Genomic DNA, 13581 nt, shown 5'->3' with positions numbered 1-13581 from the left:
ATTTAAACATGGTTTGCGTTGCTTTTTCCAACGAGTTCCTTACAGGATCAAGTATAGTCTGGCATAAGTCTGCGTTGATTGCATAGATTCATTCCCAAGCTTGTCTAATAATCGGTAACACTGATGGAAAACGGCCATCTCTTCGGCGAGCGCCTCAAGCGTATGCATTTAAACTTACACTATCAATGAAGGATAACTGAACATTATCAACGAAAGGAAGGTGTAAAGCAAGTCATTTTTTTCCCATGCAATACAGAGGCTAATAGCATTAACTTTATTGCCTTTCAATTTCCCGTAATCAAAAATCCATCAAATCTTTCAATGAAACTTCTAATCCTTCGGACAATTCAATAAGCGAATTGAAGGACATATTTATTAAGCCCTTTTCATATTGTTGAATATCAGCGTGATCTATATTACATTTAGCGGCCAACTTACGTAAAGACAGATTTTTAGATTTGCGAATTGTTTGCAAATGGATGCCGAATTTAATTAAATGAGCTGTATGATTTTCACTTGCCATTGCAGATCGGGAGAACTGCGGAAAGTTGACTGTTTTAAAGAAAAAAACTGTTGGGCTTTAACCCAACAGTTTTTATCTTAGCTGTGAAATAGGACTTTAATTTATTGATGAAAAAAGAACAATTTTATTTCGGCTTGGCTGTAGTAGTACTTTGGCTTCTAATATCGATCGCAGTGAAAACAAACTTAATTTGATTAAATATGGAAGTCGAGTAAATCTTTAGGCTCCACTCCTAATCCCTTTGCTAATTCAAATATTGTCGATAACTGAATATTTATTTTTCCATTTTCAATCTTAGATATATTACTTTCATCCAATTCGCATCGACGATCAACTTCAATTAGACTATATCCTTTTGTTTCTCTAATTTGCTTAACATGCAAACCAAATTTTCCCTTTAAAACTGAGTAATCTTTCAATGGCGATTTTTTTTAAAGAGAAAGTTTTTTTACAAATATTTCACGGTTGAATTCAACCGTATTTAAAAATAAAATGTTATATTTGAATATGAGTTAACAATGTTCTATGATAATTAAGTTAATTTGCGATTCTTCAGAAAATTAAGAAGCGTTCGCACATAAATCTCGCCTTAGAAAACTGGTAATTTTAGAAGGAAGCGGGAGATGAGTGAAATGCTCACGTCATAGGCGTGGGCTCACTTATCCGTTTCCGGGTATACCAGTACCTCTAAGGCGGTAAGTTGAGTTCCACGCCTTACTTCAATGGACCAACTTGCCAGAAAACAAGAAAATGGAAGCGGTCATTATACAACCAAATTTTACCTCAAGCCTCACTTTTAAGCAAGTGATGGAAAAGTTTTTCAAGGCGCACACGCCTGAAGAAACGAAGGTGCTTTTCTGGAAATTTTTTCAATGCTGGGTAACCCGGGATTGTAATATCAAAGCAGACCTATCTGATGAAGAGGTCGCGAAATTCTTTGATCACCTGATCGACCTTATTACTGCTACACATCAACTACACGAAGCTAATGCAGCCATCCCAGGGCCGCAGGAAGGAGACGATCGTGAATAACCATGCTGTTCAATCATGGGTTCTGCTGATCTCACCTGGTGAGTAAAGCGAACCATTTCTCAGTCACTTAGGCTACCCCATTTTCCAATTATTTAACATCATAAATCGAAGCTAAAAACCGGCTTCCAGGCTTCTTATTGCCTTTTCCAAAGCGATTAAAACCTGAAATGAGATCAGTTAATTCAGCTAAAATCACTGGACAGTCCGCTGTCCGTGGCATTATTGAATGCTTGGTTGCCGGTTTTATGCTGAAACTATTTAAACGCATTCAATGAAAAAATATATCATTTTATCAGCAATCAACTTATTCTGCGGATTGATCAAAGCCCAAACAAATATGCCGCCTCCGGCAGGCCTGAAGATCGGCGATCAGGTGCCAAATTTCACTATTAATACAATAAATCACAAAAGCACTCCTCCTAAATTATCGGCCTTTAAAGGAAAAATCGTAATCCTCGATTTCTGGGCGACCTGGTGCTCTCCGTGCGTCGGCATGATTTCTAAAATGGATTCCCTTCAAACGCAATTCGCTGGAAGTATCCAGTTTATACCCGTCACCTCGCAATCAGAAAAGATTGTAACTTCTTTCCTGGCGCGTTATAATAGGAACCGGCCCCTTAAAAACGAACTTCCTGAGGTTGCCGGCGACGTTGAACTTCGAAAACTCTTTCCTCATTTTTCCCTGCCCCACTATGTATGGATAGACCCTAACGGCATCGTTGCAGCAATTACAGACGAAAAGAGTGTTACTGCAGAAAACATAAAAGATCTGCTGGCCAAAAAAAATATAGACCTATCCGTTAAAACCGACATCAGAGTTCCTTATAAACGGGACAAGCCCCTATTCGTCGGCGCGAATGGCGGTGAAGGATCCGCATTTATTTACCACTCTTTAATTGCAGGGTACACACCGGGTCTTCCTCTGGGCTGGTATATGCCGCTTGCCGACAGTAATAAAATGGAAAAAGTAACCATGGTAAACGGCGAGCCTTTGACATTGTTCCAGCTCGCCTACCGGGACAAGGGCAGGTTCAACCGAAACCGTGTACAGGTACTTTCTAAAGATTCCATGATCATTATGTGCCATGCCAATGAGCCCGTTATGGAATGGTTCAAAAAGAATAGTTTTTGCTATGATCTGTTCTTGCCAGCAAAAATGGCAAAACACAAATTTTCAATTTTTAAGGAAGACCTCAGGAGGCTCTTTCCTGACTACGAAGCGACGGTTCAAAAGCAAACCAGGAGATATCTCGCCCTGCAGCGAACCTCCACAGTGGACAAGCTTAAATCAACTGGCGGGGAACAAGAATGGATACAAGACCAATTCGGGATGACGCTGCATTACCAAAATTTCACCAGGTTTTACTGGGAACTCGACAACTACTTTTTTTCACTGTCTCCAATCCCCCTTGTCGACGAAACCGGGATTAAAGGGGCGATCGACATTAAGCTGGAAGCAAATATGAGTAATGTAGCCTCCTTAAATAAGGCCCTTGCAAATTATGATTTGCGGATCGTGGAAAAAACCGGTGACATCGACATCCTCGTGATCAGCGACAAGCCTCAAGAAGCTGAGTAGGTATCCAATTAACCCAAACCTTAAATATAAATCATGAAAACAATTATAATAGCGTTTTTACTGGCATTTGTCATTTCAGAAAGCCACGCCCAATCCCTGATTGTCGGCAAAGTGATTGACAGTGAAACACAGCGGCCACTTTCAGGCGCTACGCTAAGGATTAATCAATTTAACCTGACACTTACCTCCGATATAGCGGGCAATTTTAAGTTTCGTCCCGGATCCGGAGACTTTAAGATTGCTGTCAGCTACATCGGCTATTTACCATTAACATTAGGTGTCAACCCCGCTTCGCGAGATTCCATCATTATCCTTTTGGAAAGGAAAAACAATGAACTAAAGGAAGTGGTCGTATCAACGGGTTATCAAAACATCCCAAAAGAAAGGGCGACCGGCTCATTTGAAAAGGTAAACAATGAATTACTAAACCGAAGGGTGAGTACCGATATCATCAGCAGGCTTGAAGATGTTGTTCCCGGCTTAGTGTTCAACCGTGGGACAAGTAATGCCTCTTACCAGACGCAAATAAGTATTCGCGGGCAAAGTACCATTTTTGGGAAAGCAGATCCGCTTATCGTTATAGATAATTTTCCCTATGACGGAAACATCAATAACATTAATCCTAATGACGTAGAAAGTATAACCGTTTTGAAGGATGCAGCCGCAGCCTCTATCTGGGGCGCGAAAGCCGGCAACGGAGTAATCGTGATAACGACAAAAAAAGGGCGATACAGCCAGCCATCGAAGGTTTCATTTAACAGCAGCGTTACCATCGGGGATAAACCGGATTTGTTTTATCTATCCAAAATTTCCACTCCTGCATTTATTGAACAGGAAAAATATCTCTTCAATAAAGGGTTATACAACAGGGACGAAAATTCAGCCAACAAGAATCCGCTAACCCCGGTCGTCGAATTACTGATTGCACAACGTGACGGCAAGATTTCGGCGGCAGAGGCAAACGCGCAAATTGAATCTTTTAACAGCCAGGATGTTCGCAATGACTATAATAAATATCTGTACCAGCAGAATGTACAGCAACAGTACAATGTTAACCTATCAGGCGGCACTACGAATCAAAGCTATTATGTGTCCGCAGGTTACGATAAGAACATCGCGAATCTTGTCAATAATCAATACAACCGGGTTTCTTTCAATGCCAATCATACTTACAATTTCTTCAACAACCACCTCGATGTAGGCACGGGTATTTCCTACATACAAAGTGACAATATTGTCAATAATCAGGGAACAACGGGCATTTACTTCTCCTCTAACAACGGCTCCGCGCTTTATCCCTACGCGAAGCTGGCGGACGGAAACGGAAACCTGCTTCCTGTTAATCATGACTACCGCTCATCCTTTTTGACGGCCGCAAGACAGGCAGGGCTATTAGACTGGACATACAATCCGGTACAGGAAGTTCGCCTTGCGAATAATCATGCTAAAATTACGGACTACAGGTTCAACTTCGATCTCGTTTATAAGATCATACCCGGACTAAATGCGAGCGCGCTTTATTATTATGGCCGGACGACGGGATTGAACAGCACTGTAAATACGCAGGACAGTTATTACGCACGCGATCTTATCAATAAATTTTCGTCGGTGCCGGCCGACGGTTCGATTGTTTACCCCGTGCCATTAGGTGGAATCGCTGATTTTGGCAATTCTTTAGCTATCGCGCAAAATTTTCGGGGGCAAATCAACTATGCAAAGAACTGGAATAGCAAAAATGATCTTACCGCGATTGCCGGATACGAAATTCGGAATACGCATACGACCAATAACCAGTACCGCGAATACGGTTACGATCCTGAACATGCAACGGTTACTAAAGTCGATTACATCAATTACTTCCCGCTTTATTACAATACTGCCTCCACTTTGCAGATTCCAAATGCTGATAACCTCAGTGACCTTACCGACCGGTACCGCTCCTATTACGCGAATATCGCTTACAACTATGATAGCCGGTATACTATTTCCGCAAGCGGCAGGATTGATCAATCAAATCTCTTCGGCGTGAGAACAAATCAAAAGGGTGTGCCCCTCTGGTCTACGGGTATAGCATGGAACGTCTCCAATGAGCCCTTTTACAAGGTCGCCTGGTTGCCTGTTCTAAAAATCCGGGCGACTTACGGTTTTAATGGTAACGTCAACAAATCGGTGACTGCATACACCACAGCCCGGTATAACAGCGGCATTGATAATCTATCGGGTTTACCGTACGCAACCATAACGAATCCGCCTAACCCGGATCTTTTTTGGGAAAGGGTTAAAGTTGTTAATCTTGGAGTAGACTTTCAGGCTTTCAACAGGAGGATAAGCGGAACGCTGGAATATTACCACAAAAATGGGATCGATCTTATTGGAAACGCCCCTTACGCCCCATCCTCAGGTATTGTCGAGTTTCGCGGCAACTTATCGAACAATAGCGGATATGGTTATGATTTCTCGGTTCAAACCCGCAACCTTGCCGGAAGCTTTAAATGGACGACCAATTTTTTATTTAGCAAGGCCGTCGATAAAGTAACCGATTACAAGATCAAAGGCAGTGGACTAAGTTACCTGCAGTTGGTTTATCCACTCGAAGGAAGGCCACTATACGGTGTTTACAGCTTTAAATCCGCAGGGCTCGATCCTGCGACCGGTGATCCGCAGGGTTATCTTGACGGGAAGATAAGCAAGGATTACACGGGAATAATCAATGCCGCGACACCTGACAGCTTGCAATATAACGGCCCCGCCAGGCCGACGATGTTCGGCAGTTTCAGAAACACTTTCAGCTTTAAAGGATTTTCGATTTCCGCGAATATCAGTTACCGTCTCGGATACTATTTCAGGCGTAGCTCTGTAAATTATGCCACCATTCTAACAGGCCAGGGCGGACACGGCGATTTCGAAAAAAGATGGATGAAGCCCGGCGATGAAGCTTTCACACAAATACCGTCCATGCCCGCAGCTAACAACGGTAACCGGAACAATTTTTATATGTACTCATCCGCTCTTATCGAAAAAGGAGATCATATCCGCTTACAAGATATTAACCTGAGCTACACTATAGGAAAAGATAAGTTTAAATGGCTGCCGATAACAAATATCCAGGTATATGCCTATGCAAATAACCTGGGGATTTTGTGGAAAGCGACAAAAACACCACTTGATCCCGATTATCCGATTGCCCAATTCCCGCCGGTAAGAACCTATGCCTTTGGAATAAGAGCTGATTTATAAACCTTAAAAACGATCATCATGAAACTAAAAAAATATAGCAGATCAACCTACGCGATACTATTCGCGATACCAATCATGCTGTGCTTACTTTCTGTATCCTGCAAAAAAGACTTTCTCGACAAAAAACCTGATAAGGCATTGTTGGTGCCCACAACGGTACAGGACTTTCAGGCGTTATTGAACAATCTCACGATCATGAACGCCGCCCCGTCGCTAAATATGATCGCCGGTGACGAATTTCTTCTGCCCGACGACGCTTTGGAATATCTTGACATTTCCGAGGCCAACAGCTACACCTGGGAACCATTTTCAAGCGAGCGCTTGTTAGATTGGGAAACGCCTTACCAACAGGTTTTTTACGCGAACATCATACTGGAAGGGGTCGACAAACTCCCGAATGATCCGGCAACTCAATCGCAACGAAATCAGTTAAAAGGAAATGCATTATTCTTCAGGGCAAGGGCATTCTATAACTTAGCCCAGGAATTCTCAAAACCCTATACAAAAGCTTCCGCATCAACGGATCAGGGCATTCCATTGAGGCTAAAGAGCGATGTAAATATAAAATCTGTCCGGGCGAGTGTTCAACAAACCTACGATCAGATTATCACAGACCTGAATACTGCCAAGACTTTTCTTCCGAAAAAGCCCGCGCTGAATACGATGGCATCACAGCTTTCTGTGAACGCTTTATTGTCCAGGATGTATTTGAGCATGAGCGATTTTACGAATGCCAAAAAAGCCGCTGATGAATATCTTACGGCCGACAACCAACTGATCGACTACAACACTTTATCTGCTTCGGGCGTAAATCCTTTTCCACAGTCGGTCGCAACAGGAAATGATGAGGTTGTGTTTTACGGGGATCTTATCAGTGCCCTTTTTAACTTCTTTTCTCCCTACATTAACCCGGCCATTTACAATTCCTTCGAACAGAATGACCTTAGAAAATCCCTTTTATTTGTTGACGATGGCACAGGAAATTTTTCATTTATTGGCGATTATACCGGATTTACATACCGATTGTTTGGAGGGCTGGCTACAGACGAGGTTTATTTGAACCGGGCAGAATGCTTAGCGCGAAGCAACGATTTGACCGCCGCATTGAAAGACCTCAACTTGCTCTTAACTAACCGGTATAAAACCGGAACTTTTACGCCTATCGTATCAGCGAATGCTGATGATGTTTTAGCCCGGATTTTGTTGGAAAGACGCAAAGAATTGATTGCAAGAGGCACGCGCTGGTCAGATCTCAGGCGACTAAACCTGGAAGATAAATATAAAACGACTTTATCACGGGTGGTCAAGGGCAAGCTTGTATCCTTGCCGCCAAGTGATAATAAATATGTGTTCGCGATCCCTAACAATGAAATTTCCGGGAGCGGAATACCTCAAAATCCAAGATAAAAGAAAAGGGAGGCGATTGCCTCCCTTTTCTTTTTAAGGAACCTGTACAAATGTGCCGGGTGTTACGCTGATCGGATCAGAAGGGTCCATGTTAGGATTTTGGCCGGTAGGATATTCCGCTTTACAAATTGGCGGCGTAAGGTTATTACAAAGGTCATTGCTGTCCGCAATAACATAAGTGCCATTTGCGCGTTTTCCCCAAAAAACGGTTGTGTCTTTGTGAAAGTTTGTTGCATACGCTGCGCCTGTGCCTAATAAAACTGCGATAACAGCCAAGTTGATTTTTAATCTTTTCATAGTAAACGACATTTTTATAAATCAAAAAACATCAAAAAACTTTAAGTTAAAATTAAATTGCTGCCTACTCTTTTTTACGGGTTTTCGGCATATCCTGGTGAATAGTGTGCGGCCTCGCCGGCATTATCCATGATTACCATTCTTTAGTTTAATTGTCACCAAGTCTCCTTTCTTCGATGATTAATTTTATTGCGATTGAAATCAAGGCCAGTATAGAAATATTGAAAGCCAGATGCGTCTTCCAGCCCATTACCTTCAATATGCCTCCGCATGAACATGGCATCCTTTCCCAATAGCCAAGAAGGACCAGGGCGATATATCCGGAAAAAAATAACATCAAAATGAATGAAATAAACAGGCCGGCCAGCTTACTTTTATCGAAAACAAGCAACGCTGCTGTGATTAATTCTGCCTCAGGCAGCGTATATATCAGCAATTGCGCCACACCTGCAGGCAAAGTTTGATTATGCATTTGCCCCTTAAATTCTTCGAAAGTAAAGAGTTTGCTCATCGCCGCGTAAACCCACATCAGGATCAAAAAGGTCTCAATTACCGCCTGCCATTTGAAATTTTTAAGTTTCATAAAAGCAAAGGTGTATCGGCAATCAGGACAGAAAATGTCACTCGGTATTTTTTATAAAATATTTTTTTTGAAGCCGGTCGTATGTAATTTCATGACCCTGATCGCGGAGATGGGCGATCATTCTTTTGACCGTTCGGACACTACAGCTGAAACGGTCCGCGGTAACCTCGAGCGACCGGAACCGGTTCTTTTTGATCTGTTCTAAAATATACGCTAAACGCTGTTCGTAGGTCCTGTAGTCCATTTCTCATCCTGCCGGTTTACAGTATGAAATTGCCTGTTTTACAGAAAGTAAGCTATAAGTTTAACTTATAAATTATTCGATATTTAGCTTTTCAATGTCACTGTGGTATACATTGATATGGTCCGGCAGGTTCTCTTTCTTCCTTTTAATCTTATCCGACCAGAAATGTCCGATCTTCCGAATTGTATGCATGAAATTGTGGTAATTGATGTAAGTACCGAACCTTGGTTTTGGTAATAATACAAAAGGAGATATCTCAAGTATCTCGGCGATTTCATAGATCCGCTTAATGGTTAGTTCAGTCTCATTCCGCTCAAGATTGGAATAGGCAGCCTGGGAAATATCAAGCATAAATGACATATACTGCTGACTGTAATTCTTTGTCAATCGCTGTATCCTTATTTTCTCTCCAATCGAATCCATAAATATTTTGCCCAATGTTTCCTATTAGCTAAGGTAATAAAATACAAGTTAACCCTTTAGCTATCCGTATCGCTTAAAGACAATTTCGTGTAATTCATAATATTGTGAAGAAACACAATTGTTTTAAGATGGAAGATCTAACAGATAACATTGCCTCAGGGTTAAAGGGAGGCGCCAGCCAGTGTGCTTACAACATTGCGGTATCCGCCTCAGTCGGAGGTTTATTTGGTGGCGTCGGTGCCGCAGTCGGCGCGATTGCAGCTGCTACAGGCCCTTCGTGCCTCGGTTGGTGGTAATAAAATGCCGGGGCCGCCCGGCATTTTTTATCCCTTTATAATCAACGCGGAAATAATCCCGCCAAGCGCACCGTAAAAATGCACTTCGTTATTCACGAGCGGGTTCGCTGTCCTTAACTGGTAAACGATTAAAAAAACGATGTAGATCAGCGCGGTGTACATATTGATCACCCCACCAACAACCGGAATGTAAAACGCAATATGATAAGGCTGCAAAATCATAAAACTCATCATGCAGCCAAGGACGCTCCCCGACGCGCCGGCACTTGAAAATTCGAAATCCTTTCTGTGCATTAAAAAGGTAAAAAACGTACCACTCACACAGCTGCACAGGTAAACGAACACAAACAAAAGGCTTCCCTGACTATTAATGCTTCTTAGATATTCCTCCAGTTGTGACCCGACAGCAAACAGAGCAAATACATTGACAAAAAGGTGTACCAGGTCATTATGTATCAAATCCGAGGTTACCAACCTGTAATATTCTTTCTTCCTGCTTACGGTAACCGGATGCAATAGGCCTGCAAAAAACAAGCGTTTGTTTCTGAGCGCCAACACACTACATGCGAATATACAGGCGATTAAGGAAAGACAAACAGGGGATTCTTGCGGATTAAATGTATTGGATACGGTCATAGGCTTTTCTGAGGTTAATTTACAATTACTTTAACTAATAACTTACCACTTTAACTTATAGGTAGTTGCACGATGGCAACAGAATTTTACCAAAAATTCTATTGTATGAAAATTTGGAGCAATTACCTGTTTAATTTTATGGTGCTATGCCTTCTTTCTTGCCTGCTCATCTGGCTCACCGATAAATATATCCTGACGAGCGAATTTTTTATCCGTAATGGGCAATACCTTTCGGGCAAACCCGATCAGGAACTTGTTGTCTACAACTTACTTCAGAAATGGATCTATGCGTCTGCAATAACTTATCTTGCTGTAAGGATCATCGCCGTTGCGTTAATACTTTATACGGCACTCTACCTTTCAGAGGTTTCTGTTTCTTTTCCACAACTTCTGCGAATTACCACACTTTCCGAATTTGTTTTTCTTTTGCCGGCTACTATCAAGTTCCTGCATTTTTATTATTCGGACCCGGTATTCACACTCGAAGAGTGGCAACGGTACTATGCGCTGTCGGCGCTTATGTTGGTTGGAAATATCCCTGCGGATTGGCATTACGCCCTTCAAACCATTAACCTGTTTGAAGTGGCGTACTGGTTTTTGCTCGCAGCTGGTATTCAAAAGGAAACGCAATTGAGTTACGACTCCAGCCTGAAAATTGTGATCCGCGTATATCTTCCTGCGTTGCTGATTTGGATCGCCCTGCTGACGTTTTCATCCATCATTTATTTTCCCGCTACATCATAAAATCTATCATAACAACATCTAACATGAAAAATCTCGGCTTCTATCAACGCTGCTTCGTCCGGCAGACACATCCAAACAGTTGTGGAATGGCATGCATGTGCATGGTCTTACAATATACGGGGCAGACGGGCGAATCTCAGGAACTTGCAAAATTAATGGATACGCAAGCGTTCGAACTGTCACTTCTTGATCTCAAAAAAACAATGGAAAATTATGGCAGGGAAGGCAGGTGCGTCCGCTTTGAGCCTGACAGGCTTAGAGATATTAAAACCCCAATAATCCTTCATACAGTAAATTCGGTCGGCGCTTTTCACTTCATCACTTTATTTGAGGCCAAAAGAATAAATGGCCAATATTTTTACATCATCGGAGATCCCGCACTGGATATTAAAGTCATCGATGAGACGCAACTCTTAGCAGTTTGTCCGTCAAGGGCCGCATTATATTTCGATCCAATTGAGGCTATTCCTATTGAAAACGATTTCGTTTTATGGCAAAGAGCCTTTAATTGGGATCTAATTTCTAAGCCGCTATGGTATTTCATCCCCATCTTTCACTTATTAAGTTTTCTCATGGGTATTTGCTTATCCGTGTTGCTACAGCAATTACTAACCGCAAGAGCAAATATCGCCCATTTCGGTTTCAGGTTAGCGGTTGTGATCCTGATTGCAATCAGTGTTTTCTGCAAAAGCATCCTCAATCATCTCAAGCAGCAACTATTAATTAAGATCAACAAGATTATTAACCTCCACCTAACGAACCGCCTGGCATCTGCAACGGCTTATCCCTATAGAATTTCAGGTACAAGTGACAAAGCACTTCAAAAAGAACTCATACATATTGGTAAATATCAACTTTCAGTAAATAGCGTCTTTTCCATCGCGCTATCAGAGGGTTTGATAATGCTTTTGCTGCTTGGTTGTCTTACGTTTTTAGATGCCCTTGCCGGCTTCGTTAGCCTGATATTTGCAGTGGCGGTTGCCTTCCTTGCGACAAAAAGAATTCCTAATGATCTCTTATTTGCCAAATATTTAGGAGACCTGCATGTACAATCAGAAGAAATTTTAATAAATGTCAAATTCGCTGATGCGGATTTTCTACCCAAAGAAAAAGAGAGTTTTGCCTATGCTTACCAACGATACATCAATCAGGCCGCTAAGAATGCTGCCGTTTTGAGCAAATCCATGTTCAGCAACGAAGTCGCCGGCGGCATGTATATAATGACAATCATGGGACTGGAATTATTCAGCGGGCATCTGTCAGCGGCATTCGTCGTAGCCGTTACTATCCTGGGATACCTGATCCTGCTAGTACTCCAGCGCATGATAGCTGCCCTACCCACTATTTTTGATGGCGCGCAATCCGCCCATTCACTACAGTTTTAGAGATTTTCCTCCAAAATATTTCGCCCGCCACAACCGGGACGGAAATGCTATGCTTATCCTATTCTATCATTTTTAAACATAAAACGCACCTATGAAAACTGAACTCAGCAAAATAAGATCTGAACTTGAAGATGCATTACTTTATGATGATACCTTCACAAGCTCAGCAGGAAAATTAAATGAGGCGACGGCCCTGATCCGGGAAGCCCTGTTCAAGATCAAATCAAATATTTCCGAAGATGGTTTTGAAAGCCAGAACGATGAAATAGAATTTTTCAAACTCTTCAAACCGGCGATTCTCGCGCTAAAGATCGGCCTGATCTATAGATACAACCTGAAACTGAATGAACCCGTCGGCACAAGCGAAACCATTCTCAAATACTATGAATCTGAAATAAAGAGCATCCAAAGCTTTTTTAGAATAAACTCTTTCCATTATCAATATTATAAAAACAACCTTACAAATATGGATACGGACTACTTTCTCAGGAATGCGGGGCCACTTGATTTGCCTACTGAAGACATCAATGACCTCGATCCAAACTTCAGCACTCCGATGAGTCTGCTTTTCGCGAAATTCAAAGGTTATGAATCCATACAACAATTTAGTTTGAACCAGATTGCGCTCGCATGCGCTGAACCAACCAAGAAAACTCCAGGAGATAGCCTCAAATGGACGGGAGATTCGATCAATGTTGTTGAACTGGCTTACGGCTTGTACCTCACCGGACAGCTTAACAATGGCAATGCGAGCTTAAATCAGATCGTTCGCTGGCTTGAAGAAAATCTGCAGGTAAAAATTGGCGTCGTTCAGCGCCGCTTTACTGAAATTGGCAGACGCAAACGCCTGAGTCAAACAAAATATATAGATCAGATGAAAGAAAATATACAAGAAAAGATCGACCAGGGCAATTCATAAGATCACTTGTCCTCCATTTTATTTTAGCATACACAGCATCCCGCTGTGTATTTTTTTATCGGTAGTACCGAAAAGCTACAGTAGTTGCCGTTTTTTCCACCCCCACATTTGCATCAATGAAACACAAAGGCACAAGGCCTTAACGGTTCTTTGACATGCAGGGACAAAACATTATTCCGAAAACAACGGAAAATTTTGCGAAGGTGAGATCATATCAATATACCGAAAACGCATTGGCAGGCAAAGAGCCCGGCATGTAGATGCCGACGTGAGTAG

At 42.1% G+C, this 13581-nt stretch carries 14 protein-coding genes; 7 read left to right on the top strand and 7 right to left on the bottom strand.

The features are described from left to right. Positions 1–298 precede the first annotated feature (298 nt). Positions 299–523: a helix-turn-helix domain-containing protein gene (locus IDJ75_RS21490; protein WP_191175742.1), complete on the bottom strand. Its 225-nt coding sequence runs from the start codon at positions 521–523 to the stop codon at positions 299–301. A 194-nt stretch (positions 524–717) separates the two neighbouring features. Further along, complete coding sequence (locus IDJ75_RS11375; RefSeq protein ID WP_191175741.1) at positions 718–942, bottom strand: helix-turn-helix domain-containing protein; 225 nt, start codon at positions 940–942, stop codon at positions 718–720. Positions 943–1273: 331 nt separating this feature from the next. Here IDJ75_RS11375 and IDJ75_RS11370 point away from each other — a divergent pair, with 331 nt between their 5' ends. The 4 genes from IDJ75_RS11370 (at position 1274) to IDJ75_RS11355 (ending at position 7778) form a co-directional block, all read left to right on the top strand. Beyond that, entirely contained in the window at positions 1274–1555 is a 282-nt protein-coding gene (locus IDJ75_RS11370; protein ID WP_191175740.1) for a hypothetical protein, read from the top strand. A 271-nt stretch (positions 1556–1826) separates the two neighbouring features. Next, complete coding sequence (locus IDJ75_RS11365; protein WP_191175739.1) at positions 1827–3134, top strand: TlpA family protein disulfide reductase; 1308 nt, start codon at positions 1827–1829, stop codon at positions 3132–3134. 33 nt (positions 3135–3167) lie between these two features. Then, positions 3168–6371 (top strand): SusC/RagA family TonB-linked outer membrane protein, encoded by a 3204-nt coding sequence (locus tag IDJ75_RS11360; RefSeq protein ID WP_191175738.1) that lies wholly within the window; start codon positions 3168–3170, stop codon positions 6369–6371. A gap of 18 nt (positions 6372–6389) precedes the next feature. Beyond that, positions 6390–7778: a RagB/SusD family nutrient uptake outer membrane protein gene (locus IDJ75_RS11355; protein ID WP_191175737.1), complete on the top strand. Its 1389-nt coding sequence runs from the start codon at positions 6390–6392 to the stop codon at positions 7776–7778. A 33-nt stretch (positions 7779–7811) separates the two neighbouring features. Here IDJ75_RS11355 and IDJ75_RS11350 read toward each other — a convergent pair whose 3' ends face one another. The 5 genes from IDJ75_RS11350 to IDJ75_RS11330 all read right to left on the bottom strand — a co-directional run bounded on the left by IDJ75_RS11350 (position 7812) and on the right by IDJ75_RS11330 (position 10257). Next, complete coding sequence (locus IDJ75_RS11350) at positions 7812–8075, bottom strand: DUF6520 family protein (protein ID WP_191175736.1); 264 nt, start codon at positions 8073–8075, stop codon at positions 7812–7814. Positions 8076–8223: 148 nt separating this feature from the next. Beyond that, entirely contained in the window at positions 8224–8658 is a 435-nt protein-coding gene (locus IDJ75_RS11345; RefSeq protein ID WP_191175735.1) for a MauE/DoxX family redox-associated membrane protein, read from the bottom strand. 37 nt (positions 8659–8695) lie between these two features. Beyond that, the gene (locus IDJ75_RS21485; protein ID WP_191175734.1) at positions 8696–8902 is read right to left on the bottom strand and encodes an HTH domain-containing protein; all 207 of its coding nucleotides are present in this window, start codon (positions 8900–8902) and stop codon (positions 8696–8698) included. A gap of 72 nt (positions 8903–8974) precedes the next feature. Continuing rightward, complete coding sequence (locus IDJ75_RS21480; RefSeq protein WP_191175733.1) at positions 8975–9325, bottom strand: helix-turn-helix domain-containing protein; 351 nt, start codon at positions 9323–9325, stop codon at positions 8975–8977. A gap of 323 nt (positions 9326–9648) precedes the next feature. Beyond that, positions 9649–10257, bottom strand: a complete 609-nt coding sequence (locus tag IDJ75_RS11330) for a rhomboid family intramembrane serine protease (RefSeq protein ID WP_191175732.1) — start codon at positions 10255–10257, stop codon at positions 9649–9651. Positions 10258–10362: 105 nt separating this feature from the next. On the opposite strand from IDJ75_RS11330, the gene IDJ75_RS11325 reads away from it, so the two are divergent. From IDJ75_RS11325 to IDJ75_RS11315, 3 genes are all read left to right on the top strand, one after another. Next, positions 10363–11001 (top strand): hypothetical protein, encoded by a 639-nt coding sequence (locus IDJ75_RS11325; RefSeq protein ID WP_191175731.1) that lies wholly within the window; start codon positions 10363–10365, stop codon positions 10999–11001. A gap of 23 nt (positions 11002–11024) precedes the next feature. Next, positions 11025–12386 carry a cysteine peptidase family C39 domain-containing protein gene (locus IDJ75_RS11320; protein ID WP_191175730.1) on the top strand — a complete coding sequence of 454 codons (1362 nt, stop codon included), beginning with the start codon at positions 11025–11027 and terminating at the stop codon, positions 12384–12386. A 91-nt stretch (positions 12387–12477) separates the two neighbouring features. Further along, positions 12478–13305: an RteC domain-containing protein gene (locus IDJ75_RS11315; protein WP_191175729.1), complete on the top strand. Its 828-nt coding sequence runs from the start codon at positions 12478–12480 to the stop codon at positions 13303–13305. Positions 13306–13581: the final 276 nt, after the last annotated feature.

Origin of the sequence: Mucilaginibacter rigui (assembly GCF_014773275.1) — a bacterium.
In the GTDB taxonomy this organism is placed as follows: domain Bacteria; phylum Bacteroidota; class Bacteroidia; order Sphingobacteriales; family Sphingobacteriaceae; genus Mucilaginibacter; species Mucilaginibacter rigui_A.
The sequence above is the reverse complement of the archived record's forward strand: the minus strand, read 5'-3'. Positions and strand labels throughout refer to the sequence as shown.